Below are 22,668 nucleotides of genomic sequence, written 5' to 3' on the forward strand. Positions count from 1 at the left end.
AGACACGAAAAAGCCCGGCCGAGGCCGGGCTTTTCGCTGGAACTGGTGGGCGGTACAAGTTTCGAACTTGTGACCCCTGCCGTGTGAAGGTTGTAAAGGCAAAATAAAATTCAGGAACTTACACCTAAGTTACTGTTTTTATAAGGTAGCGACGTTTTGCGACGCGTCGCGTTTTCCTGTATTTTGCAGGACGGTTGCAGGACGGAGACTACCTTTGCCTAAGGTCACGCGGGAATCGCTCACTGAGAAGAGTGTCAAAGACGCCAGAGCCACGGGCAAGCTGTACCGCCTGCGTGATGCGAAGGTGCCCGGCCTGCTGCTGCGCGTAAACGCAACAGGCGCGAAGACATGGGCCATCACCTGGGGGCGTGGACAAGAGCGAATCATTGGCACGTTTCCAGTGATGACGTTGGACATGGCGCGCACTCAGGCGCTATCCCAACTGGCGACCGCTGCCGAACATGGCACCCCTACCCCGAAGACCACCACGGACACCGTAGCGGACGCCTGCCGTGACTACGTGGCCGCTCTACTGAAGGACGGCCGGACCTCCACGGCCGGCGACGCAGAGCGCCGGTTTGAGCGCACCGTCTATTCCGACCGTATAGGTAAGGTGCGGCTAGCCAAGTTGACGCAGGACGACGTTGAGGACTGGCGTGACCGTGTGGAACGCGGCGACCTGGCCGAACTCCCCACCCGGAAGGGCCGACCGCCCACCGCCAAGCCGCTCAGTAAGGCCAGCGTCAACCGGATGCGCACGGTACTGGTGGCCGCCCTCAACCGGGCGGTGGAGCGCCGGAAGGTGTCCCCTGACCGCGTGATTGAGTGGGCCAACGTCAAACCCTATGAAAAGGTAGGCACCCGGCGCGAACTCTACCTAGACCGGGACCAGCGCCGCGCCCTACTCGCCCACGCTGGCGATGACATCCGCAACGTCATGGAGTGCATCGCGCTGACCGGCTGCCGTCCTGGCGACCCGGCGGCGGTGCTGCGGCGTGACTACGACGCCCGCCACGCGGCCGTGACCTTCCGCACGAAGGGCCATACCCGCACCGTGCCCCTCTCCCCCGCTGCCAAGGCGCTCTTTGACCGATTGGCTAAGGGGAAGCTGCCCGCCGCGCACCTCTTCACCAATGGTGGCACCGAGTGGCAACACTACGATTGGGCAGATCAAGTGCGGCAAGCGGCCACGGCAGCAGACATGCCGGACGGCGTGGTGTTGTACACGCTGCGCCACTGCTGGATCACTGACGCCATCGTTGGCGGCATGGACCTGCTGACGGTGGCGAAGCTGGCAGGCACATCGCTAGCGATGATCGAAAAGCACTACGGCCACCTTGTCCACGGCGCAGCCCGCGAAAAGCTGGCAAAGGTTGAATTCCTATGAATGCTGAAGACTTGCGCATGGCAATGGTGGAGCGTTTCCGTGACAGCGTAGAACGCGGTGACGGTGACGCATTGCTTGAAGCTGTATCGACTGCCGCAACGCTTGGCGTGGCGATGCCCACATGGCTTGCAAGCGCGCTAACCCGCGCAGTAGCTGCTTATCGGAACTTCGAAGTCAGAACATTGGATGAAGCCTTTGGCGTGCAACGCGCGAAAGGCCAACGCCAAGACGCAGTGCAAAGCGAAGGAAGCAAAGCAATCTACGTAATTGCTGAAGTGCTGCGCCTGCATGCACAAGGAACGCCCATCGACGCCGGAATTTTTGAAGCCGCCGGAGCCACATGCGACGTAGGAAAGACCACTGCGCAGGACTGGTTCTACAAGCACAAGAAACAGCGAACCAACACGTACCTAGTTGCGATGCAAATGGCCGGAGTGACTGAGGGCTAGCTGACTACCGCGATCTTTCAAACATCGCGGGAATACAGGCCGAACGCCCGCAAACAGAATGCACCCCACTGGAGACGACCTGTCGCCAGACACTCACCACGGGGTGCAGCAATGACGAACAAACTCATGTTTAGCCGGCTGGAACTGCCGGCCATCACCGGCCAGTCACTGAGCAACGTTGACCGCGCGATTGCGTGCGGCGACCTTGCCACCGTGGTGATCGGCCGCAAGCGCTTCGCAACTCCTGCCGCCGCACAGAAATGGCTGGCCTTCCTGGCGTCTGAGAGCGACGCCGGCCGTCCGGTGCGCTACATGGCGCGCAACCCCGATGAGCGCCGCACGCCGGAACGCGCACAAGCCGAGCGCAAGCAGCAGCGTCGGAGGGCGTGACCATGAATGACAAACTGCTGCCACCGAAGCTGCACGACTTCCTGGAAGAAAAGATGCGGTGCCCGACGCACCGCAAGATTTTCCACGTCGGGCTGGCGCTTGCAAAAGTCTCGCTCATGTACCAACAACTTCCCGGCGAAGCGATCCCCGACGAAGCCAAGGCATCCGTGCTACTGCTGCTGGAAGGACTGGAAAGCGGAGACGCTGCCGAATACGCGGCGTGCGATGCTCACGTCACGACGCTCTACCGGGATTGGCTGACAACGCGGGAGGTCCATTAATGGATATCCACGAGCGCATCCGGTTGCTTCTCCCCCATGCCCCTGACGCTGAAATCGCGCGCTGGGTAGAGGGCGGGGTTGCATACGCCGACCGCCTGGAAAGGCTGCCCGCGCGTGAGCGCGAAGCTGTGGCGCAACTCTTCGCGCTGTACGGCCTGGTTCCTGACGCGTACTACAAGGAAATCTACCGTCGCAACATCGACACGCTGTGTAGGGCGTTCTATCCGGGGGTAAACAATGCGCCCTGAACCCGATCCCCGCGTCATAGCAAGCCTGTGCCGTGAGTATCCGCATGTCAGTCGCAATGACATTGTTGCTTGTTGGCACAACGCAACCGTGTGCTGGTGGCAGGTTCCTGCGCAAGTCATGGCTGATGAGCCGCGCGAACTGACCGCCGCCCGTGCGCTATTCGTCCACGGAACACTGTGCGATGACCACGAAGAGCGTGCCGAGCACTTCCACGGTATGTGGTCGCTGGTCTCCATGTACATCCCACCGAAGCAGTAACACCGATCCCTCCACCTTGGCCGGGGAGTCTCAAAAGCTCTTTCAAGGATCGGCAATGACAGATTCAAATAGCGGCTCATCGCTGGTGACGGTGGTGGAAGCTCAACGTCTATCAGATGAAACGTTCGCGCGCGTCAGAGCGCTCATCGAATGGGTCAGAGACGCAGACGACAGCGAGCTACACAACACGGTAATTCCCAGCATCCAACAGGCGGGCATTCCTGGCGCGCTGCAAGAGAGCATCGTCAAGGCCGTCCACCGCAAGCTAAAGTTCGCCGACAACGAAGTCCCAATCAGCAAGTTGCGCGCGCTGCTGTTCCCTCCCGCGCTGACACGCACGGACGGCGAATTGCCTGACTGGGCAAAGCCCTACTGCTGGGTGACATCGCAAGACGCATTCTTCAATACGGAGAACGCGGAGTTCATGTCGCTTCGCAGCTTCGACATTGCGTACGGCCGCAGGATGCCCGTTGGCGAATCGGGAAGGCGTCTGAGCGCCGCTGAACGCTGCACACAGTTCTGGTCCATGCCCATCGTGGAGCGCGTGGGCTATCGCCCCGACTGCGGCCCGTTCTATACCTGGGATGGCGTGAGCTACGCCAATCTGTATTCGCCTACGTCGCTTCCCGCCGAGTCGCCACCCACTCCGCGCGGCGAAGAGGGAATTAGGCAGTTTCAACTTTTGCTTTTTGATATGTGCGGTCGTCGCGTGGACGTCTATCACAACCTACTGTGCTGGATGGCGCACAACGTGCAAAAGCCTGGCGTGAAAATCAGGTGGAGTCCGATCCTGAAGGGAGTCCACGGTGACGGGAAAACCTTAGCAGCTGCTGTCCTTCGCGCTGCAATGGGCTACCGCAATGTCAGCACCACCAGTAACAGCAACATTGCCAACAGCGGCAACTTCACGGACTGGAGTGTTCGCGGCGCGGTCAACGTGATCGAAGAGATCATGCTGACCGGAAAGCTGCGGCATCAACTGTATAACTCTATGAAGGAGTTTATCAGCAACAACATCGTTGACATCAATCCAAAAGGTGCCAAGCCCTACCAGGCGTACAACACCACCAACCATTGGGCAAACACCAACCACAACGACGCGATCCCGTTGGAAAGGACCGATAGACGATGGATGGTGGTGTTTACTCCGTGGTCGTCGCTTGACGAAATGCTCACCTACTGCGGCTTGGACGCCGCCGGCTGGAAATCGCGCACGGATGCAATTGATCACGCTAAGAATCACTGTGCAGGCGAACTGCGGGCATGGTTCCTAAGCGTCAGCATTCCGGCGACGTTCGACGTCAATGGCTCCGCACCGGTGACACCTGAGAAGCGCCGGATGATGGCTAGCAGCAAAGACGACGTTGAGAGCGTCGTTGAATCCATCATTGCCGAAGGTGGCGCGGGAATCACAGACAAGGTTGTTTCAACGGCTCACCTGAGCCGGCTGCTCACGCAGCGCGCGCCAACGGGCGGCTATGACGTACCGAAGACCACGGCGTTGACTTTCATGCTGGCCCGGCTTGGCTACTCCAAGCTGGACAAGCAGGTGAAGTGGCGCGGTGAGACGTTGCGGGTATGGGTTAAGGATGGCGTTGAACTCACGCCAGAGGATGTGAGGTCACAACTGGACAACTCGTTACCTCACTTGTTACCTGGACAAACCCTTATGCCACAAGGCTTTCAACCCTAAAAGGTAACAAGTAACAGGATTTATATAAGAGAGAGTAGTTGGAGAGCAAACACATGCCTTATGTCCTGTAGCTCCAGCCAAAAACCACTTGTTACCTGCTACTTGTTACCTACCACCAAATTACAACGCAGGAGGAACAGCCAATGCCACAAGGTTTCCAAGTTCGCGATGCAGCGGGCCAGATTGTCCTAGACGTTACGGACAGTCTGACCCGCATCGTTTCAATCAGCACCATACCGGCTGGCGCGAGCGGAAGCATTCAACTGCCTGAAGGCCGACCCTTTTGGTACACGGGTTCGGCGTACACGCCTGGCAGCCAGCTTACCGGCTACGCACCCACCGTGACCGTCAACGGCAGCAACCTGCTTTCCTATTCTCCTGGGGCGTTGCTTCCGGGGGCCACCGCAGTCGATGTTGTTCTAATCACGGGAGTGTGGTGATGTCTTCCTATTTCCTTGTACGCAATGAATCTGGACACATCCAGATAGACGATACGTTCTTCAACTATGCGTTTCACAGTAAGGGAACGGTCACCACTAGCGTGACGGTGCTGGATACTTCTTACGCGACCATCACGCTAACAGGGCTTACCGGCTATCCCATCGTTGCAGTCAGTCATGCCGCCGGGGCATACGCCTATGTTCGAAGCTTCTCAGGCGATACGGCAGAAATCGCGGTAAGCGCCAAGGGCGCGGCCGGACAGGTGGTGAGCTACTACGTTTTCACTCCGCCCAATCCTGGCGTGGCTTCGCAGGGTTTTGAGGTGAGGAATGCGGCCGGGCAGATTGTCTTTCATGCGGGCCATCGCTACATGCGCGTTGCGGGTCAGTTTGAAGGAGTGCCGAGCACTAACGGCACCGACACCAATAGCACCACGTTATCCGCCGGAAAGACCTACGCGGTTGCCACGCTCAACCGTGCAGCAGCCAACCGCAACGTCAATCAGTCGCCCATTCCTGGGGACGTGGATTGGTGGAGCTACAACTTTTGGGGTTACTGGAAGGTCGCGGCCAACGTCGTGACGATGACATCGGCGAACTTTCAGGCGTACCACGCAGACAACACCATGCCCGCCGCCGTGAGCATCCCCGGACGATGCCTGATGCTGGACGTGTCCGGCTACTGAGTTCGCGCAGTTTCATCCCTCGCCGCGATTGCCGCAGCTATCGCGAGGGGTGCGCCACGAGTCGCAAGACGTATTGCTTTACATCACGCCGCAACCCCATTCAATGGGCAACCGGGACTGTCCCAAACACAACCCGGAGTTAGCTATGACCCTCGCAGAAATCCGGCAGCGCAAAGCTGCCAAGGTGGCCGAACAGCGCGCGATGCTCGCCAAGGCCCAATCGGAAAACCGTAACCTCACCGCCGATGAATCGGCCGCGTTCGACAAGCTCAAAGGTGAAATCACCGACCTGGAAGCGGCCGAGTCCCGCCAACAGTTCGTTGACGACCAGGAGCGCCGCGCCGCTGGCGTGACTGTCGTTGCCGGCAACGGTGGTGACACCATCGCCGCCCTGGAAGGCCGCGTGTCCATCATGCGCGTCCTGCAGGCTGGCGTTGAGGGCCGCGCGCTGTCCGGTGCGGAACTGGAATACGCGCAGGAAACCGAACGCCGCACCGGCCGCAAGGCGCAGGGTGTGTTCGTGCCGATGTCCGCGCTGGAACGTCGCGTCAACACCACCGGCACCGCGCCGGAACTGGTGCCGACCGATCACCGGGCGGACCTCTACATCCAGCCGCTGCGTAACCGTCTGCTGGCGCGTCGCCTGGGCGTGCGGGTGCTATCCGGCCTGCATGGCAACGTCACCATCCCCAAGCACGGCACCGGCGTGTCCGTTGGCTGGGTGGCCGAGAACGGCGCGGTGCCGGATTCGGACGTGAACCCGTCCAACATCACCCTGTCGCCGAAGCATGCCGGCGGCGTGACCGAACTGTCGCGCCAGCTCATCATGCAGTCCAGCCCGGACGTGGAACAGCTGGTGCGCGATGACTTCGCGGCCGTGCTGGCTCAGGCCATCGACTCGGCGCTCATCAAGGGCGGCGGTGCCAACGAACCCACGGGCGTGCTGTCCACCGTCGGCATCCAGACCGCGAACCTCGCAACGCTCAACTGGGCGAACGTGCTGGCGATGAAGGCCAAGGCCGAACTGGCGAACGTGGACGCGTCGTCCTGGCTGTTCAATCCCAGCGTCGCGGCCAAGTTCGCCGGCACGGAGAAGTCCACCGGTACGGGCATCTACCTGCTGAACGACGAAGGCCGCATGGCGGGCATCCAGTCCTACAGCACCAATCAGGTTCCCAACAACACCACGCCTGACCCGGACGCCGGCATTGCCATCCTGGGCGACTGGTCGCAGGTGCTGCTTGGCCTGTGGTCCGAGATTGACATCCTGGTGAACCCCTACGCCCAGCCGGCCTACGGTCGCGGCGGCGTGCTGGTCCGCGCGATGTCCACCGTGGACGTGGCGGTGCGTCACCCGCAGGCGTTCGTTGTCGCTTCCGACATCGCCCTGTAACTGCCAGCAATGTGCAGCCCGTCCATGTGGCGGGCTGCATCTTTGGAGACGCCCATGACCATCGAGAAACGTGCCACGGCCGGCGTGACCGCCAACGGCCGCAAGCTGACGGGCTATATCGCCAAGTTCGACAGCCCCACCACCATCGGTGACTTCACCGAAATCATCCGGCGGGGAGCTTTCGCGGCCTCGCTGGCCTCCGGTGCTGACATCCTGGCGCTGGCGGACCACGACTACAGCCGAGTGTTGGGCCGCACGCGTAGCGGCACGCTGACGCTGGCAGAGGACGACACGGGCCTGGCGTTCTCGCTGGAACTGCCCGACACACAAGCCGGGCGTGACCTGGCCGCGTTGGCGCAGCGTGGCGACCTGGGCGGCTGTTCCTTTGCCTTCAACGTGCCGGCCGGTGGCGACCACTGGAACGGCGATACGCGCGAACTGCGCAATGTGGTGCTGGATGAAGTGTCCATCGTCCAGAGCCGTCCGGCTTACGCGGACACCACCGTGAACCTGCGCAGCCTTCGCCCTGACGCCCAACGCTCACTGCTGCATTACTGGTTGGAGACCTGCCGCCCATGAAAATCCTGGACATGTTGCGCGGCCGCACTGAGCGCCGTGCTGAAGACCCTTCCTGGAACGCCCTGGCAAATGGTGGCAACAACACAGTAGCGGGCGCATACGTGGACAGTCGCAGCGCTGAGTCAATCTCTACCGTCTTCGCCTGTGTGCAGGCCCTGAGCGAATCCACGGCCTGCCTGCCGCTGCACACGTACCGTCGCAACGACGACGGCAGCCGGGAGCGTGCAGATAACCATTGGCTGTCTCGCGTGCTGGAACGCCCGAATGACTATCAGACGGGCATGGAGTTCCGGGAGTCGCAGACCGCCACCGTCCTGCTGTGGGGTAACGCTTACGCCCGTAAGGAGTTCAACGGCGCGGGCGAAGTGACGGCGCTGCACCCGCTGCATCCTGGCCGCATGTCCATCGTGAAGCTGGACAGTGGCCGCTATCGCTACGACTACACCGACGACAAGGGCCACCCGGTCCGGCTGCTGGCCGATGAGGTCTTGCACCTGCGCGATCGCACGGACCCGGCCAGCATTGTCGGCAAGTCCCGCGTGACCATCGCCCGTGAGGCATTGGGCCTGGCGCTGTCGCTGCGGACGCATGGCGCTGCCAGCTTTGGGCGTGGCGCGCGCCCGGCATCTGTTCTCTACAACGATGGCAAGAGCGACCTGACCACCGAACAGATGACGGCGATTCGTGGCGTGATGGAGAACTACTCCACACCGGCCAACGCGGGCAAGACGCTCATCATGGGCGTGCGTGGCCTGAAGCTGGAAAACATCGGACTGTCCAACGAAGACGCGCAATGGTTGGAGGCCATGAACTTCAGCGTGACCGAAGTGTGCCGCATGTTCCGGGTGCCGCCCATCCTCGTGCAGACGTTGGAACAGGCCAGCTACAACAACGTGGAAAGCCTAGGAGCGCAGTTCGTGAAGTTCAGCCTGACGCGTTGGCTGACGCTGTGGGAGTCGGCTATCTCGCAGCAGATGCTTGGCCCCATTGCTCGCCAACGCTTCTATGCGGAACACGCTGTTGACGCTCTGCTGCGTGGCACTGCCACTGAGCGCGCCGAGTTCTACAAGACCATGATTGAGAGTGGCGTGATGGACCCGGAAGAGGCGCGGCGCTTGGAGAACCTGCCAGCGCGGCGCGTTGACGCTACACCTACACCACAGGCCAGTTGACGGAAATCACTGGGTTTCAGTTGACGTCTAGACCGGACGTTCCCTCATTCAGAGATTAAAACCCCATTGAAGGTTCAACAAACATGACCGCAATGACCAAAAAGCAGCAGGCGTTCGTGACGCACAAGGTGGCGGGATGCACAAACCGGGATGCCGCCATCGCAGCCGGCTACGCGCCTGGCAGCGCGGCGCAGGCCGGTGATCGGTTGGCCAAGCATCCGGCGGTCCGCAAGGCCATTGCAGCGGCCACGAAGGTCACGCCTGGCGTGGATACGAAGACCGGCGCTCCGACTATGCCGCGTGGCAAGTACACCGACCCTAAGTCGTTCCTGCTGGACGTGATGAACCTAGATGGCCTGCCTATCGCTGTCCGGGCAGATGCAGCGTTCAAGCTCATGCCCTACATGCACGCCCGCATGGGCGAGACGGGGAAGAAAGAGACGACGAAAGAAAACGCACGGAAGATCGCGCGTGGCGGTCGCAGCAAGTTCGCAACGCGACAGGCACCGCCCAAGCTGACGGTGGTGCGCAACGACTAGAACACGGTGCCCCAAGCGGATTAGGTGTGAGTGCCGCAGCGACAAAAACCGCACCAGCAGAACCGACTTAGGAGTCGTGAAACTGCACCATGCCCAAGGTGGTCAAGGCCAAGTTGGGTAAAGGCCCCGGTAGTGCGCCAAGGTGCTACCGGGGCCTTTCTTTGTTACTCGCTCAACATCGGCAAGACAGTTGCTAGCGCCGATACTATGGAGACGATTAGCGCTGCGATTGACAACCAGAATGCTTTTGTATTCTCAGTGTGCTGTGACAGATGATCCGAGAGAATCGCTGCAAGATAAGGATAATTTATGCAATGCATTTGATCGGCGATCTTGAAAGCGAATAGATCGACCCTTGCTCCGTCATCCTTCTTGTATCCGTACTCATGGGCAAGGTGATAGTACAGACGCCCAAAAAGTACGTGCGGATCATCCCCCAGCTTTGAAGCTACAGCCCGCACATCTATTGGCAGATAGATTCGGTTCCCGACGTCATCGTCCGGCATCTTCTGATTGGCGCGAAAGTCCGCCGCGTACATTTCGTAGATGCAATGCAGAATTTCCCGATCCGTACTTAGCTTCGCCATCGCCGACCTCTCATTCTTCCAATTCGGGCGGCACAGCCCATGACGGTGCGTTGGCGTTCCAAGGCGCGCGCCCGGGCACCTGTGAGAGCGGATGAAGTCGGTCAGTTGCCGAAACTACCACCCGGTAGCCCGCCACGATTTCGTCAATCATCACGCTAAATCCGTTCGCGACTTCCAGTAGCGTTACGCCCTCATCGAAGGCATAGCGTTTCTTAAAGTTGGCGAGCCATCTATCCGCAATCGTCAAATCGAACAACGCATCCGGCGGGAGGTCTCCCACAAACGGCAAGTATTTGTCCGCAATTACAGGGGGATAGTTCTTCAGGTAGTGGGATACGCCACTCAGCCATTGCCCATAGCCGAACGGGTTTTGCTTCACTTGCTCGGCGTGGTCAACCACTGAACTCATGGCCGCGCGAAGGTTGTAGATATCGCCACTAAGGAGAATCGCTGCGGCGGCTGCTCTCTTGGCCTCATCACGCCGCTCCTTGCCGGTCTGCAAGAAAGCTAGCGCAAGTGCGACCGCCACCGCACCCACGGTTCCCACGGCAGACCACAGTTGCGTCGCCTCAGCGAAACCGAGTGCGCGCGTTCGCCAGCAGGTCACGCCCAGTCCGACCAAGATCACGACGAACAGCGCTCCGCGACCCAATGCTCTGTTTCCGGTCATCCCTGTCTCCCTGGGCACCCTAGCCCACTGAATGTCCCCTATGCCGTTCACATTAGGGGAAGGCGGGAGCGCAAACCAGCCTGCACCGCAGGCCAGAAGGGCCCGCAATTCACCCGTTGCAGGACCCTTGCAGGACGAAAACACAAAGGCCACCCGTTTAAGGTGGCCTTTGTGTCAAAAAACCCCTAAATATCAGGGGCTTATATGGTGGGCGGTACAAGTTTCGAACTTGTGACCCCTGCCGTGTGAAAGCAGTGCTCTACCGCTGAGCTAACCGCCCGAATTCGTCGGGGCGCGCATGATAAACGGGGACCGGGGATGCGGTCAACGCACCCTCGGGCTCAGCGGTCCTTGGTATCGCACAGGGCGCTGACCCGACGCGGCGGCGCGAACGCGTCGCTGCGTGCCTCGGCCCAGAAGTCCCGGAACACCGCGTGCGAGGGCACCCGGTCCAGCAGTTCGCCCGGCTCGAGGAACCGGTAGAGGGACGCCAGCGATCGCACCTCGATGGGCGACACGCGGCGCAGGATGTGTTCCGGCCCCAGTTGCCGGGGATGTTCCAGACCCGCCGCGCACAGCATGTCGCGCAGCGCCTTCAGGGTGTTGTCGTGGAACTGCTGCACGCGCACCGACTTGTCGGCCACGTCCAGGTGCCTCCAGCGTGCCGGGTCCTGGGTGGCCACCCCCGTGGGGCAGCGGTCGTTGTGGCAGCTCTGCGACTGGATGCAGCCCAGGGCGAACATGAAACCGCGCCCGGCATTGCACCAGTCCGCCCCCATCGCCATTGTGCGGGCGATGTCGAAGGCGCTGATGATCTTGCCGGCCGCCCCCACGCGCACGCGGTCGCGCAGGTTCAGCCCGACCAGCGTGTTGTGGACCAGCAGCAGCGCCTCGTGCATCGGCACGCCCACATGGTCGATGAATTCCGCCGGCGCCGCGCCAGTGCCGCCTTCCGCACCGTCGACCACGATGAAATCCGGCAGCAGGCCGGTTTCGTGCATGGCCTTGGCGATGCCGAACCACTCCCACGGGTGACCGATGGCCAGCTTGAAGCCGGTCGGCTTGCCACCGGACAGTTCGCGCAGGCGCGCGATGAACTGCAGCAGCCCGACCGGCGTGGAGAACGCCGAATGCGTCGCCGGCGACACACAGTCATGCCCCATGGGTACGCCGCGGGTGGCCGCGATCTCGGCACTGACCTTCGCCGCCGGCAGCACGCCGCCGTGGCCGGGCTTGGCCCCCTGGGACAGCTTCAGCTCGATCATCTTCACCTGCGGCGAGCATGCGTTTTCGACGAAGCGCTCCTCGCTGAAGCGACCCTGCCCGTCACGGCAGCCGAAGTAGCCGGAGCCGATCTCCCAGACCAGGTCGCCGCCCTTTTCCCGGTGATACGGCGAAATCGAGCCCTCGCCGGTGTCGTGGTAGAAACCACCCCGCCGCGCGCCCTCGTTCAGCGCCCGCACCGCGTTGGCCGACAGCGCGCCGAAGCTCATCGCCGAGATATTGAACACGCTGGCCGAATACGGCTGCGCCGAGGCCGCACCGATGACGACGCGGAAATCGTGCGAATCCACGTGCGTCGGTGCCATCGAATGGTTGATCCATTCGTAGTCCACGCCATACACGTCCTGCTGGCTGCCGAACGGCACCACGTCCATCACGCCCTTGGCGCGCTGGTACACCAGCGAACGCTGCTGGCGCGAGAACGGCACTTCGGCGGTATCGCCCTCGATGAAGTACTGGCGGATCTCCGGGCCGACCGACTCCAGTCCGTAACGGAAGTGCGCCAGCACCGGATAGTTGCGGCGCAGCGTGCTGCGGGTCTGCAGCAGGTCCCACGTCCCCAGCAGCGCCAGGGCGCCGAAGACCGCCACGCCCCACCAGGCGACCGGCCAGAACGCGGCCAGCACGAGCATCGTCACCGCAAGCAGCAGCGTGGCGCCGTAGGCGAGGTATCGCTGCATCGTCTGTCTCCCGTTGGCCTGCCCCGATTCTATGCGATGCCCTGCGACCGCATGCCGCGGGCGCGGATCGTCTGGTGCAGGGGTTTGATCCTGATCAATGCCCCGCCTCGCCCGGGGTGCGAGGTTGGCGCCACCACAACCGGGGAGATACCGACATGCATCCTGTCCTGCGCGAAATCCTGATGGAACCGGTGGGCTGGCTTGCCATCGGCGGCAGCATCGTGATGGTGGGGATCGCCTTCGCGGTCGCGATGTTCGTGCGCAAGAAGGTGCGCGAGGAAGAGAAGCGGCCGCCGCGCTGAGCGCATCGGCGAACTGGTGCCCGGAGCCGGAATCGAACCGGCATGGCCTTGCGGCCGGCGGATTTTAAGTCCGATGCGTCTACCAGTTTCGCCATCCGGGCACGCGGATAGCCTGCCTCACTCGCACCGCGTTGGAAAGCGGCGCCCTTCCGGGCGCCGGAAACAGCGAAGCCCCGCATGCGGGGCTTCGACGTGCTTCCGGAGAAGCGGACATGGAGCGGGAAACGAGACTCGAACTCGCGACCCCGACCTTGGCAAGGTCGTGCTCTACCAACTGAGCTATTCCCGCGTGGAGGACGCGGTTGCGTCTTCCTGGTACTGGAGGCCTGGGTCGGAATTGAACCGGCGTACGCGGATTTGCAGTCCGCTGCATAACCACTCTGCCACCAGGCCGATGGCGACCGCGCCAGACTGGCGCAATCCAGGCGCTTTTTCAAGGCGCCTGCAAAACAAAACCCCGCATGCGGGGTTGTGTCGTTGCTTCTTGCGAAGCGAATCTGGAGCGGGAAACGAGACTCGAACTCGCGACCCCGACCTTGGCAAGGTCGTGCTCTACCAACTGAGCTATTCCCGCGTCGAGAGAGACGAAATTGTAGCGTGTTGTTCGGGTCTGTCAACCGTCTTTTTTTCGCCTTCGCGCAGGATCGGCCACGCCGCGAGCAGGTACTGGATGCCGGACCACAAGGTCAGCAGGGCGGCGATCGCCAGCAGCCAGTCCCCGAGCAGGAAGACCCAGCGGCCCATCCAGATATCCTCCAGCGCCTGCCGGCCAGGGGTGGACGCGTACAGCAGGCAGGACAGCGCCACCATCTGCACGATGGTCTTGATCTTGCCCAGCGCCGCCACCTTCACCGTGGCGCGCTGGCCGAGTTCGGCCATCCATTCGCGCAATGCGGACACGGCGATTTCGCGCCCCACGATGACCGCGGCCCAGATCGCCATCCACATGGTCGGGGTGTCCTGCACGATCAGGAACAGCGAGACGGCCACCATCAGCTTGTCCGCGACCGGGTCGAGGAAGGCGCCGAACGCGGAATACAGGTGGTAGCGGCGCGCGATCCAGCCATCCAGCCAGTCGGTGACCGCCGCCAGCACGAAGATGAAGGCCGCCGCGAAGTTGGTCCACGAATACGGCAGGTAGAACACCAGCACCAGCACCGGGATCAGCACGATCCTCAGCAAGGTGAGCCACGTGGGAACGGTCAACTTCATTGCGGGCTTACTCGGCTCCTGCCTCAGGGGACGGCAGTCCGTGCAGGTTAGCGTAGATTCGCTCGGCGAGCGCGGCGTTCACGCCCTCCACCCGCGCGATCTCATCGGCACCGGCGGCCTTCAGGCCCGCCAGGCCGCCGAAGTGCTTGAGCAGGCTGGCGCGCCGGCGCGGGCCGATGCCGGGGATGTCCTCCAGCCTGCTGGTCATGCGGGCCTTCTGCCGCTTGCCGCGATGACCCGTGATGGCGAAGCGGTGCGCCTCGTCGCGGACCTGCTGGATCAGCTGCAACGCCGGCGATGCCGCCCCCGGCCGCAGTTCACGCCCATCGGGCAGCACCAGCGCCTCGTGGCCGGCACGCCGCTCCACACCCTTGGCCACGCCGACCAGGGTCACCCCCGCCACGCCGAGGTCGGCCAGCGCGGCCTGCGCCTGCGCCAACTGGCCCGCGCCGCCGTCGATCAGCAGGACGTCGGGCAGTACGCCCCCCTCCTCCACCGCGCGCCGGAACCGGCGCTCGATGGCCTGATGCATGGCGGCGAAGTCGTCGCCCGGCGTGATGCCGGTGATGTTGTAGCGACGGTACTGGGAGCGCACGGCACCGTTGGCATCGAACACCACGCACGAGGCGACCGTCGCCTCGCCCATCGTGTGGCTGATGTCGAAGCACTCGATGCGCTTGGCCACCTCGGACAGGCCCAGCAGGTCCTTGAGCGCTTCGCTGCGCGCGGTCTGCGCGTTGCGGCTGGTCAGTTCGGTCGCCAAGGCGATCTCGGCGTTGCGCCTGGCCAGGTCCAGGTAGCCGGCGCGTTCGCTGCGCACGTTCCACTTGAGCTGGACCTTGCGTCCGGCCGACGCGGCCAGTGCGTGCTCGATCAGCTCCGCGTCCGGGATTTCGCGGTCGAGGACGATCTCCTGCGGCGCCGGCTGCTCGGCGTAATACTGCGACACGAAGGCGCCCAGCACCTCCGCGGCCGAGTCCTCGCCATTGGTCTTCGGAAAGAAGGTGCGCGTGCCCAGGTTGCGGCCGTCGCGGAACGCCAGCAGCAGCACGCAGGCCTGGCTGCCCTGCATGGCGCAGGCCAGCACATCGAGGTCGGCGGCGTGGCCGTCCACGTACTGGCGCGCCTGCAGCGTGCGGATCGACGCCACCAGATCGCGCAGGCGCGCGGCCTGCTCGAATTCCAGCCTGGCACTGGCCTGCTCCATGGCGGCGCCGAGTTCGCGGGTCAGTTCGTCGCTGCGGCCGTCGAGGAACAGCGTGGCCTGGCGGACCGATTCGGCGTAGTCGGCCTCGGCCACCAGGCCCACGCACGGCCCGCTGCAGCGCCCGATCTGGTACTGCAGGCAGGGCCGCGAGCGGTTGCGGAACACGCTGTCCTCGCAGTTGCGGATGCGGAACAGCTTCTGCATCAGGTTCAGCGTCTCGCGCACCGCGGTGACGCTGGGGTACGGGCCGAAGTAGCGCCCCGGCACGGCGCGCGCGCCGCGGTGGAACGCGATGCGCGGCCATTCCTCGCGAGTGAGCAGCACATACGGATAGCTCTTGTCGTCGCGCAGCAGCACGTTGTAGCGCGGCGTCAGCGACTTGATCAGCTGGTTCTCCAGCAGCAGCGCCTCGGCCTCGGTGCGGGTGACCGTCACGTCCATGCGCGCCACCTGGGACAGCATCGACTGGATGCGCGGCGACTTAGGCGAGTTGTTGAAGTAGCTGGTGACGCGCTTGCGCAGCGCGCCGGCCTTGCCCACGTACAGCAGCGTGTCGTCCGCCGCATACATGCGGTACACGCCAGGTGCCGTGTTCAGCGCGGCCGCGAAGGCCTTGCCGTCGAATTCCGCCTGGGGACTGCCGCTCATTCGTCGATGGGCACGTGGCTCAGTTCGCCGGTGGCGATATCGTAGCGCAGCACCGCATGGGCATCGGTTTCGGCGATCCACACCGCGCCCGCGGCCACCGACAGACCCGCGGGCCCGTGCAGCGCGCGCGGCAGCGCGACCGTCGCCAGTTCGCCGCCGCCCAACCGCAGCGTGCGCAGGCTGCCGTTGCCGCTGTCGGCGATCCACATGACCGGCGTATCGGGCCCCAGCGCGATGGCCTGCGGATGCTGCAGGCGCGCGCGATCGCGCGGACCGTCGTCGGCGCCGAAGGTCCAAGCGCCCTGCCCGATCAGCGTCTGCACGACGTCCCCGCGCAATTGCATCGAACGGATCGCCGAGCCGGCCGCATCGCACACGTACAGCGTCTGCAGCACGGCGGCCAAGCTGGCGGGCTGCGCGAATGCGGCCATCGGCCCGCTGCCGTCACGCACGTCCAGCTGGCCCGAGCCGGCGCGGGCACGGATCTCGCGCGTCCCCAGGTCGTAGCTCCAGATGCGGTTGTCGCCCGCCATCGCCAGGAACACCTGGTTGTTGTTGACCACCAGGGCCTGCGGCTGGTTCAGCGCGACATCGCGCGGCGCCACCACCACGCCTTCGGCGGGCTCGCCCGCGCGTCCGTTGCCGCACAGCGTGTCCACCGTGCTGGTGGGCAGGTTGATGCGGCGCAGGGCGTGGTTGCCGGTGTCGGCGACGTACAGCGACTCGCGCACCAGCGCCAGCCCATGGGGCCGACGGAACGCGGCGTGGTTCAGTTCGCCGTCGGCCAGGTCCGGCGTACCCATGCCGAACTGGCGGATCACCCGGCCCTGATGGTTGCACTCCAGCACACGGTGATGGCCGGTGTCGGCCACGAACAGGCGATCCGGCGTGGCCACCAGTCCCGTGGGGAAGCACAGGGGCATCCGCGGCTCCGGGTGGGCCTCGCGAAAGGCACGCAGGTCGTCGTCCGGCGGCGCATGCAGGCCGTCGCACAGACGGGCGATCTGCCGCTCCAGCTCGGCCAGGCCTTCCGCGCCCACCGCGCGATGACGCACGTGGCCTTCGCCATCGATCAGCAGGACAGTGGGCCAGGCGTCAACGCCGAAACGCTGCCAGGCCACCCAGTCGGCATCGTGCGCCAGCGGCAGCCCATTGCCGTGCCGCCGGAGCCGCTTCAGCGCGGCCTGCGGTTCGCGCTCGCTGTCGAAGCGCGGGACGTGGATGGCCAGCGCCTGCAGGCGGCCCAGGTAACGCGCCTGCAGCACGGCCAGGTCGTTGAGCCGTTGCGCACACCAGGCCGAAGCGCCATTGACGAACGCCAGGGCGACGATGCGCCCGCGCTGCTCGTGCAGCGTGGTCGCGGGCGCGTTCAGCCATTGCAGGCTGCGCGGCAGTTCAGGAGCCAGGGTCATGTCCGTCATCTTCCGTGATTATGCCCAAGTCTCAACCGGCAGCGAGCCGGGCCACGACCGCCTGTGCGGCCGAATCGACCAGTCGCCAGACCCGCTGGAAGTCGTCCGGCCCACCCGTGTAGGGGTCGGGCACCTCGCCTCCGGCCCGGATGCCGGCCCATTCCAGCAGCAGCGCGACGCGCTCGCGGCGTGCCGCGGGTGCCAAGCGCAGGACATCGCGGACATTGGCGCGGTCGGCGCACAGGATCCAGTCGAACGCCTCGAAGTCGGCGGCGTGCAGCTGGCGCGCCCGTTGCCCCGCGATGTCCACGCCATGGCCGCGGGCGCAGGCGATGGCGCGCCTGTCCGGCGGTTCGCCGGCATGCCAGCCGCCGGTGCCGGCGGAATCCACCTGCACCCGGCCGGCCAGCGGCGACGCCGCCAGGCGCGCCTGCAATGCGCCCTCGGCCATTGGCGACCGGCAGATGTTGCCCAGGCAGACGACCAGCAGTTTCACGCCTGCGCCTGCAGGATCGCTTCCGCCCGCGCCAGGTCCTCCGGCGTGTCCACGCCGGGCGGAAACGGCGCCGGGGTCAGGGACACCGCGATGCGATGCCCTGCTTCCAGCACCCGCAGCTGTTCGAGCGACTCCACCTGCTCCAGCCTGCCCGGCGGCATGGCCGCGAACCGGCGCAGGAAACCGGCGCGATAGGCGTAGATGCCGATGTGGCGCAGCCACTGACCCTCGGGCAAGGCATCGCGGGACTGCGCGAAGGCGTCGCGATGCCAGGGGATGGGCGCGCGACTGAAGTACAGCGCGTCGCCGTTCGCGGCGCGCACCAGCTTGACCGCATTCGGATCGAACAGCGTCGCCGCGTCCTCGACGGGCACCGCCAGCGTGGCCATGTCGGCGCCGCTGGATGCCAGCGTATCGGCCACGGCGCGGATCCCTGCCGGCGGCGCGAAGGGCTCATCGCCCTGCAGGTTCACCACCATGGTGTCGTCCGCCCACCCGGCGATGTCGGCGCATTCGGCCAGCCGGTCGCTGCCGGAAGCATGCCGTTCGGACGTCATCGCCACGCGTACCCCCGTTTCCAGCAGGGCGTCGCGGATGCGCGTGTCGTCGGTGGCCACCCACACCTCGCGCGCGCCGGCCGCCAGCGCGCGCCTGGCCACGTGCACGACCAGCGGGGTGCCGCCGAGCAGGCGCAGCGGCTTGCCGGGCAGGCGCGAGGCGGCATGCCGGGCGGGAATGGCGACGATGAAATCGGTCATCGGGCAACACTCACTAAAGGAAGGGATTCAGGCCTTGCCGGCCCGGGCGGCCGTCGCCTCCGCCAGCCGTTCCAGCAACGCGATCCAGAAGGCTTCCGGCAGCTTGGCCGCCACCGGCACGCTGTAGAACCACCCGTTGGCGAACGTCGCGCATTTCACCGCGTCCTTCTCGGTCATCAGTACGGGCAGTTCGCTGCCGAACTCGAAATCCTCGGCGCGATAGGCATGGTGATCGGCGAAGGCGTGCGGCACCACGCCCAGGCCGTGGCGGCGCAGCATGGCGAAGAAGCGCGCTGGATGACCGATGCCGGCGACCGCGTGCACGCGCTGACCCGCGAACGCGGACAACGGCCTGGGCCGCCCGCCGCGCAACGGCAGCGCATCGTCGGCCTGCAGGTGCAGCGGCCACTCACCGAATCCCGCGGCGCCTTCGGTGTCCGGCAGGTTGACCACGCGAAAGTCGCACTCTGCCGCGCGCGCGGCCGGCTCGCGCAGGGGGCCGGCCGGCATCAGGCGACCGTTGCCGTAACGGCGCGCACCATCGATCACCTCGATCTCGATATCGCGCCGCAGGCGGTAGTGCTGCAATCCGTCATCGCAGATGACGACATCGCACCCGGCTGCGACCAACGCCTTCGCCGCCGCCACCCGATCGCGATCCACGCGCACCCGGGTCCCGGTATGGCGTGCGATCAGCACGGGCTCGTCGCCGCCTTCGCTGGCCGGCGTGCCCGCGTCCACCCAGCGTGCCTGCGCTTCGTTCCCGCGCCCGTAGCCGCGGCTGGCCACGCCGGGGCGGAACCCCGCGGCCCGCAGCCGCTCCACCAGCGCGATGGTCAGCGGCGTCTTGCCGGTGCCCCCGGCGATGATGTTGCCCACCACGATGACCGGCACACCGACACGGTGGCGGCGCAGCACGCCCATCCGGTAGAGCCGGCGACGCAGGGCGATGACGGCACCGTACACGCCCGCCAGCGCGCGTGCCCAGGCCGGCACGGGTGCGTTGCCGAACCAGTAGCCCGGAGGTTGCGGCATCGTGCGCCTGCTCACCCCGCCTCGCCCTCGCGGAACTGCATCTGGTACAGGTGCGCGTAAAGGCCGCCACGTGCAAGCAGTTCGCCGTGGGTCCCCTGTTCGACCAGGCGACCCTGGTCCAGCACCAGCACCTGGTCGGCATGCTCGATGGTGGACAGGCGGTGGGCGATGACCAGCGTGGTGCGGTCGGGCATCAGCTTCTGCAGTGCGTTCTGCACCAGCCGTTCGGATTCGTTGTCGAGTGCGGCGGTGGCTTCGTCCAGGATCAGGATGGGCGCGTCCTTCAGCATCGCGCGCGCGATCGCCAGGCGCTGCCGCTGGCCACCGGACAGGCGCCCACCCTTGTGGCCGATCGGCGCGTGCAGCCCTTCCGGCAGCTCGCTGACGAACTCCATCGCGTTGGCGCCGCGCACCGCCTCTTCCATGGCGCCGGCCTGCGCGCCCTGCAGCTCGCCGTACGCCACATTGGCGGCGACGGTGCCGTCGAACAGCATCACCTGCTGCCCCACCAGCGCGATCTGCCGGCGCAGGTCGGCCAGACGGTAGTCCTGCAGGGGATGGCCGTCGAGCAGGATCTGGCCTGATTCTGCCTCGTAGAAGCGCGGTATCAGCTTGATCAGCGTGGATTTGCCGCTGCCGGAACGGCCGACGATGGCGGTGACGGTCCCCGGCCGCGCGGTGAAGTGGATGCCCTCCAGCGCGGGACGGCTCTGGCCGGGGTAACGCGCGGTGATGTCGCGGAATTCGATCACGCCCTTCGCGCGGTCCAGCGGGCGGGTGCCGTGATCCTGCTCGTCGTCCGCGTCCAGCACCGTGAACAGGCGCTGCGCCGATGCCACGCCCCGCTGCAGCATGTTCTGCACGTTGGTCAGCTGTTTCAGTGCGGGAATGATGGCCATCATCGACACCATCAACGATACGAACCCCCCTGCCGTCAGGCGCCCGGCCATCGCCTCGCGACCGGCGAAGAACAGCAGCAGCGCCAGGCCCACCGCGCCCATCAGCTGCACCATGGCCGAGGAAATGCTGCGCGTGGCCTCGACCTTCATCGCCAGCTTCAGGTTGGTGTCCGCCAGCCCGGCGTAGCGCTTCAGTTCGGTCCGCTGGGCGCCGTAGATCTTCACTTCCTGCTGGTTGGACAGGGTCTGGTCGGCGGCCTGCATCATCTCCGCCCCGCTCTCCTGGATGCGGTGGCTGATGCGGCGGTATCGCTTGGCCACCCGGTCCATCATCCATGCCAGGGGTGGTGCCATCAGCAGGATGGCGATGGTCACCTGCCAGCTGGTGTAGAGCATCACGGCCAGCATCGCGACGACCTGCAGCGACTGCTGGATCATCACCTTCATCGCGTCCACGGCCGCCTGCGCCACCTGATCGCTGTCCGATCCCAGGCGCACGAGCATCGACGGGACGGGTTCGGTGTCGAAGCGCAGGCCGGGCAGCCGCAGGTACTTGCCCAGCACCTCGACACGGAAATCACGCGCGATGCTGCGCGCCGCCTTGCCCATGCCCATGTCGGTAATGTAGCCGGCCACGCCGCGGATCACGAACAGGCCCACGATGTAGGCGGGCAGCAGCAGGCTCTTGGCTTCGTCGCGCTTGATGAAGGTCTCGTCGACCACGCTTTCCATCAACTTGGCGAACGCACCGCCGGCGCCCGCCTCCAGCAGCATGCCGACTCCGGCCAGCAGCAGCAGCCCCCGGTACGGTCTGGCGAACCCGAGCAGCCGGGTATACACCTTCCATGGCGAATCGGTTCCGCTCACTTCTGCGCCTCCGGCGCGGTGGCGATGTTGACCTTGCGGAAGCCCAGCTGGCCCAGCGCATCCAGCGCGGTCACCACGGCCTGGTGCGGCGTGCGCGCATCGGCGCGCAGCAGCACGGGCCGGCTGCGATCGCTGCCGGCGACCTGCTGCAGGGTCTGTTTGAGGGCATCTATGTCGGGCCGCAGCACTTCGTGTTCATCGACGAAGTAGCGCCCATCGGCATTGACCAGCACGCTGAGCGCCTTCACCTGCGCGGCCACCGGCTCGCCCGCGGCACTGGGCAGCTGCAGCTGCAGCATCGAGCGGGCGTCGAAGGTGGTGGTGCTGACGAAGAAGATGATCAGCACCAGGATCACGTCGATCAACGGCACCAGGTTGATCTCGGGCTCTTCCTGCGCGCGGTCGTCGCGGATGCGCATGCGGCGCCTCAGGCGCTGGTCGGCGCCGGCGCCGCGGCGGCCGCGCCGGACGGGCGCACCACCGGGCGCGGATGGCGGGCCTCCAGCGCATCCACCAGCGCCGTGGCCTCCTTCTCCATCTCCATCACGTAACCGGTGACCCGGCCACGGAAGTAGCGGTGGAACAGCAGCGCCGGGATGGCCCCGATCATGCCCGCCGCCGCGCACCCCAGCGCCTTGCCGATGCCGCCCGCCAGGGCGTTGACGTCGCCCACGCCGCTGTCCTGGATGCCCAGGAACATCTGGATCATGCCGACCACGGTGCCCAGCAGCCCCAGCAGCGGCCCCGCCGAAGCGATGCTGCCCAAGGCGTTGAGGAACTTCTCCATCCGATGGACCACGTGGCGACCGGTGTCCTCGATGCGCTCGCGGATCTGGTCGCGTGGCCTGTTGCGCACGTCCAGCGCCGCCGCCAGCAGCTCACCCAGCGGCGAGTTGCGGCGCAGCGAGTCGATATGGGCCGGTTCCAGCTGGCCGCGGGTGGCCCAGGCGCGGACCTCTTCGCCCAGTCCCGGCGGCAGGATCTCCTTGCGACGCAGCGACCAGAAACGTTCCACCACGATGGCCAGGGCCAGCACGCCGAGCAGCAGCAGCGGGATCATCGGCCAACCGCCGGCCTTCACCAGTTCCAGCACGT

Annotated in this window: 24 protein-coding genes and 5 tRNA genes; 12 read left to right on the forward strand and 17 right to left on the reverse strand. The window is 65.0% G+C overall.

Annotated elements, in window-relative coordinates; genetic code table 11:
• The first annotated feature begins 214 nt into the window (after positions 1–214).
• The 11 genes from CSC76_RS05915 to CSC76_RS05965 all read left to right on the forward strand — a co-directional run bounded on the left by CSC76_RS05915 (position 215) and on the right by CSC76_RS05965 (position 9,516).
• Entirely contained in the window at positions 215–1,387 is a 1,173-nt protein-coding gene (locus CSC76_RS05915) for an integrase family protein (RefSeq protein WP_162109142.1), read from the forward strand.
• On the forward strand, positions 1,384–1,836 hold the full coding sequence (locus tag CSC76_RS05920) for a hypothetical protein (protein WP_162109145.1): 453 nt from the start codon (positions 1,384–1,386) through the stop codon (positions 1,834–1,836). The genes CSC76_RS05915 and CSC76_RS05920 overlap by 4 nt, the downstream gene beginning before the upstream one ends.
• A gap of 111 nt (positions 1,837–1,947) precedes the next feature.
• Positions 1,948–2,226 (forward strand): hypothetical protein, encoded by a 279-nt coding sequence (locus tag CSC76_RS05925; RefSeq protein ID WP_162109146.1) that lies wholly within the window; start codon positions 1,948–1,950, stop codon positions 2,224–2,226.
• Positions 2,227–2,228: 2 nt separating this feature from the next.
• A complete protein-coding gene (locus CSC76_RS05930) occupies positions 2,229–2,507 on the forward strand; it encodes a hypothetical protein (RefSeq protein WP_162109147.1) in 279 nt (92 codons plus the stop codon).
• Entirely contained in the window at positions 2,507–2,755 is a 249-nt protein-coding gene (locus CSC76_RS05935) for a hypothetical protein (RefSeq protein WP_162109149.1), read from the forward strand. The genes CSC76_RS05930 and CSC76_RS05935 overlap by 1 nt, the downstream gene beginning before the upstream one ends.
• 314 nt (positions 2,756–3,069) lie before the next feature.
• Complete coding sequence (locus CSC76_RS05940; protein WP_162109151.1) at positions 3,070–4,707, forward strand: primase-helicase family protein; 1,638 nt, start codon at positions 3,070–3,072, stop codon at positions 4,705–4,707.
• 439 nt (positions 4,708–5,146) lie between these two features.
• Positions 5,147–5,833, forward strand: coding sequence for a hypothetical protein (locus CSC76_RS05945; protein WP_162109153.1), 687 nt, complete (start codon positions 5,147–5,149; stop codon positions 5,831–5,833).
• 145 nt (positions 5,834–5,978) lie between these two features.
• A complete protein-coding gene (locus CSC76_RS05950; RefSeq protein WP_162109155.1) occupies positions 5,979–7,226 on the forward strand; it encodes a phage major capsid protein in 1,248 nt (415 codons plus the stop codon).
• 54 nt (positions 7,227–7,280) lie between these two features.
• A complete protein-coding gene (locus tag CSC76_RS05955) occupies positions 7,281–7,805 on the forward strand; it encodes an HK97 family phage prohead protease (protein ID WP_162109157.1) in 525 nt (174 codons plus the stop codon).
• Complete coding sequence (locus CSC76_RS05960; RefSeq protein ID WP_162109159.1) at positions 7,802–8,977, forward strand: phage portal protein; 1,176 nt, start codon at positions 7,802–7,804, stop codon at positions 8,975–8,977. Before CSC76_RS05955 ends, CSC76_RS05960 begins: the two co-directional genes overlap by 4 nt.
• 83 nt (positions 8,978–9,060) lie before the next feature.
• Positions 9,061–9,516, forward strand: a complete 456-nt coding sequence (locus tag CSC76_RS05965) for a terminase small subunit (protein ID WP_162109161.1) — start codon at positions 9,061–9,063, stop codon at positions 9,514–9,516.
• A 164-nt stretch (positions 9,517–9,680) separates the two neighbouring features.
• On the opposite strand, the gene CSC76_RS05970 is transcribed toward CSC76_RS05965, so the two are convergent.
• The 4 genes from CSC76_RS05970 to CSC76_RS05985 form a co-directional block, all read right to left on the reverse strand.
• Complete coding sequence (locus tag CSC76_RS05970; protein ID WP_162109162.1) at positions 9,681–10,103, reverse strand: hypothetical protein; 423 nt, start codon at positions 10,101–10,103, stop codon at positions 9,681–9,683.
• 10 nt (positions 10,104–10,113) lie between these two features.
• Complete coding sequence (locus tag CSC76_RS05975; protein WP_162109164.1) at positions 10,114–10,773, reverse strand: hypothetical protein; 660 nt, start codon at positions 10,771–10,773, stop codon at positions 10,114–10,116.
• 205 nt (positions 10,774–10,978) lie between these two features.
• Positions 10,979–11,053: transfer RNA gene (locus CSC76_RS05980), tRNA-Val, on the reverse strand.
• A 61-nt stretch (positions 11,054–11,114) separates the two neighbouring features.
• Positions 11,115–12,737 (reverse strand): FMN-binding glutamate synthase family protein, encoded by a 1,623-nt coding sequence (locus CSC76_RS05985; protein WP_162109165.1) that lies wholly within the window; start codon positions 12,735–12,737, stop codon positions 11,115–11,117.
• A 155-nt stretch (positions 12,738–12,892) separates the two neighbouring features.
• On the opposite strand from CSC76_RS05985, the gene CSC76_RS05990 reads away from it, so the two are divergent.
• Positions 12,893–13,039: a hypothetical protein gene (locus CSC76_RS05990; protein ID WP_162109167.1), complete on the forward strand. Its 147-nt coding sequence runs from the start codon at positions 12,893–12,895 to the stop codon at positions 13,037–13,039.
• 14 nt (positions 13,040–13,053) lie between these two features.
• On the opposite strand, the gene CSC76_RS05995 is transcribed toward CSC76_RS05990, so the two are convergent.
• The 13 genes from CSC76_RS05995 to CSC76_RS06055 all read right to left on the reverse strand — a co-directional run bounded on the left by CSC76_RS05995 (position 13,054) and on the right by CSC76_RS06055 (position 22,666).
• Positions 13,054–13,140: transfer RNA gene (locus CSC76_RS05995), tRNA-Leu, on the reverse strand.
• Positions 13,141–13,252: 112 nt separating this feature from the next.
• A tRNA-Gly gene (locus CSC76_RS06000) sits at positions 13,253–13,328 on the reverse strand.
• 30 nt (positions 13,329–13,358) lie between these two features.
• Positions 13,359–13,432, reverse strand: a tRNA-Cys gene (locus CSC76_RS06005).
• A 105-nt stretch (positions 13,433–13,537) separates the two neighbouring features.
• Positions 13,538–13,613, reverse strand: a tRNA-Gly gene (locus CSC76_RS06010).
• The gene (gene pgsA, locus CSC76_RS06015) at positions 13,604–14,251 is read right to left on the reverse strand and encodes a CDP-diacylglycerol--glycerol-3-phosphate 3-phosphatidyltransferase (protein WP_162109168.1); all 648 of its coding nucleotides are present in this window, start codon (positions 14,249–14,251) and stop codon (positions 13,604–13,606) included. The genes CSC76_RS06010 and pgsA overlap by 10 nt, the downstream gene beginning before the upstream one ends.
• 7 nt (positions 14,252–14,258) lie before the next feature.
• Positions 14,259–16,106 (reverse strand): excinuclease ABC subunit UvrC, encoded by a 1,848-nt coding sequence (gene uvrC / locus CSC76_RS06020; RefSeq protein ID WP_162109170.1) that lies wholly within the window; start codon positions 16,104–16,106, stop codon positions 14,259–14,261.
• A complete protein-coding gene (locus CSC76_RS06025) occupies positions 16,103–17,518 on the reverse strand; it encodes an NHL repeat-containing thioredoxin family protein (protein WP_162109171.1) in 1,416 nt (471 codons plus the stop codon). Before CSC76_RS06025 ends, uvrC begins: the two co-directional genes overlap by 4 nt.
• Before the next feature lie 31 nt (positions 17,519–17,549).
• The gene (locus CSC76_RS06030; protein ID WP_162109173.1) at positions 17,550–18,014 is read right to left on the reverse strand and encodes a low molecular weight protein-tyrosine-phosphatase; all 465 of its coding nucleotides are present in this window, start codon (positions 18,012–18,014) and stop codon (positions 17,550–17,552) included.
• The gene (gene kdsB, locus CSC76_RS06035) at positions 18,011–18,772 is read right to left on the reverse strand and encodes a 3-deoxy-manno-octulosonate cytidylyltransferase (protein ID WP_162109175.1); all 762 of its coding nucleotides are present in this window, start codon (positions 18,770–18,772) and stop codon (positions 18,011–18,013) included. The genes CSC76_RS06030 and kdsB overlap by 4 nt, the downstream gene beginning before the upstream one ends.
• 27 nt (positions 18,773–18,799) lie before the next feature.
• A complete protein-coding gene (gene lpxK, locus CSC76_RS06040) occupies positions 18,800–19,807 on the reverse strand; it encodes a tetraacyldisaccharide 4'-kinase (protein ID WP_379605372.1) in 1,008 nt (335 codons plus the stop codon).
• A gap of 11 nt (positions 19,808–19,818) precedes the next feature.
• Positions 19,819–21,573 carry a lipid A export permease/ATP-binding protein MsbA gene (msbA, locus tag CSC76_RS06045; protein WP_162109178.1) on the reverse strand — a complete coding sequence of 585 codons (1,755 nt, stop codon included), beginning with the start codon at positions 21,571–21,573 and terminating at the stop codon, positions 19,819–19,821.
• Complete coding sequence (locus CSC76_RS06050) at positions 21,570–21,992, reverse strand: ExbD/TolR family protein (RefSeq protein ID WP_162109180.1); 423 nt, start codon at positions 21,990–21,992, stop codon at positions 21,570–21,572. The genes msbA and CSC76_RS06050 overlap by 4 nt, the downstream gene beginning before the upstream one ends.
• 8 nt (positions 21,993–22,000) lie before the next feature.
• Positions 22,001–22,666, reverse strand: coding sequence for a MotA/TolQ/ExbB proton channel family protein (locus CSC76_RS06055; RefSeq protein WP_162109181.1), 666 nt, complete (start codon positions 22,664–22,666; stop codon positions 22,001–22,003).
• Positions 22,667–22,668: the final 2 nt, after the last annotated feature.

It is taken from the genome of Pseudoxanthomonas mexicana (assembly GCF_010093385.1).
Lineage (GTDB): Bacteria > Pseudomonadota > Gammaproteobacteria > Xanthomonadales > Xanthomonadaceae > Pseudoxanthomonas_A > Pseudoxanthomonas_A mexicana.

What these genes read in the sequence shown, in the direction of transcription:
- CSC76_RS05920 (WP_162109145.1), top strand. Translation starts at nt 1,384, where the DNA reads ATGAATGCTGAAGACTTGCGCATGGCAATGGTGGAGCGTTTCCGTGAC.
- CSC76_RS05925 (WP_162109146.1), top strand. Translation starts at nt 1,948, where the DNA reads ATGACGAACAAACTCATGTTTAGCCGGCTGGAACTGCCGGCCATCACC.
- CSC76_RS05930 (WP_162109147.1), top strand. Translation starts at nt 2,229, where the DNA reads ATGAATGACAAACTGCTGCCACCGAAGCTGCACGACTTCCTGGAAGAA.
- CSC76_RS05935 (WP_162109149.1), top strand. Translation starts at nt 2,507, where the DNA reads ATGGATATCCACGAGCGCATCCGGTTGCTTCTCCCCCATGCCCCTGAC.
- CSC76_RS05940 (WP_162109151.1), top strand. Translation starts at nt 3,070, where the DNA reads ATGACAGATTCAAATAGCGGCTCATCGCTGGTGACGGTGGTGGAAGCT.
- CSC76_RS05945 (WP_162109153.1), top strand. Translation starts at nt 5,147, where the DNA reads ATGTCTTCCTATTTCCTTGTACGCAATGAATCTGGACACATCCAGATA.
- CSC76_RS05950 (WP_162109155.1), top strand. Translation starts at nt 5,979, where the DNA reads ATGACCCTCGCAGAAATCCGGCAGCGCAAAGCTGCCAAGGTGGCCGAA.
- CSC76_RS05955 (WP_162109157.1), top strand. Translation starts at nt 7,281, where the DNA reads ATGACCATCGAGAAACGTGCCACGGCCGGCGTGACCGCCAACGGCCGC.
- CSC76_RS05960 (WP_162109159.1), top strand. Translation starts at nt 7,802, where the DNA reads ATGAAAATCCTGGACATGTTGCGCGGCCGCACTGAGCGCCGTGCTGAA.
- CSC76_RS05965 (WP_162109161.1), top strand. Translation starts at nt 9,061, where the DNA reads ATGACCGCAATGACCAAAAAGCAGCAGGCGTTCGTGACGCACAAGGTG.
- CSC76_RS05970 (WP_162109162.1), bottom strand. Translation starts at nt 10,103, where the DNA reads ATGGCGAAGCTAAGTACGGATCGGGAAATTCTGCATTGCATCTACGAA.
- CSC76_RS05975 (WP_162109164.1), bottom strand. Translation starts at nt 10,773, where the DNA reads ATGACCGGAAACAGAGCATTGGGTCGCGGAGCGCTGTTCGTCGTGATC.
- CSC76_RS05985 (WP_162109165.1), bottom strand. Translation starts at nt 12,737, where the DNA reads ATGCAGCGATACCTCGCCTACGGCGCCACGCTGCTGCTTGCGGTGACG.
- CSC76_RS05990 (WP_162109167.1), top strand. Translation starts at nt 12,893, where the DNA reads ATGCATCCTGTCCTGCGCGAAATCCTGATGGAACCGGTGGGCTGGCTT.
- pgsA (WP_162109168.1), bottom strand. Translation starts at nt 14,251, where the DNA reads ATGAAGTTGACCGTTCCCACGTGGCTCACCTTGCTGAGGATCGTGCTG.
- uvrC (WP_162109170.1), bottom strand. Translation starts at nt 16,106, where the DNA reads ATGAGCGGCAGTCCCCAGGCGGAATTCGACGGCAAGGCCTTCGCGGCC.
- CSC76_RS06025 (WP_162109171.1), bottom strand. Translation starts at nt 17,518, where the DNA reads ATGACCCTGGCTCCTGAACTGCCGCGCAGCCTGCAATGGCTGAACGCG.
- kdsB (WP_162109175.1), bottom strand. Translation starts at nt 18,772, where the DNA reads ATGACCGATTTCATCGTCGCCATTCCCGCCCGGCATGCCGCCTCGCGC.
- lpxK (WP_379605372.1), bottom strand. Translation starts at nt 19,807, where the DNA reads ATGCCGCAACCTCCGGGCTACTGGTTCGGCAACGCACCCGTGCCGGCC.
- CSC76_RS06050 (WP_162109180.1), bottom strand. Translation starts at nt 21,992, where the DNA reads ATGCGCATCCGCGACGACCGCGCGCAGGAAGAGCCCGAGATCAACCTG.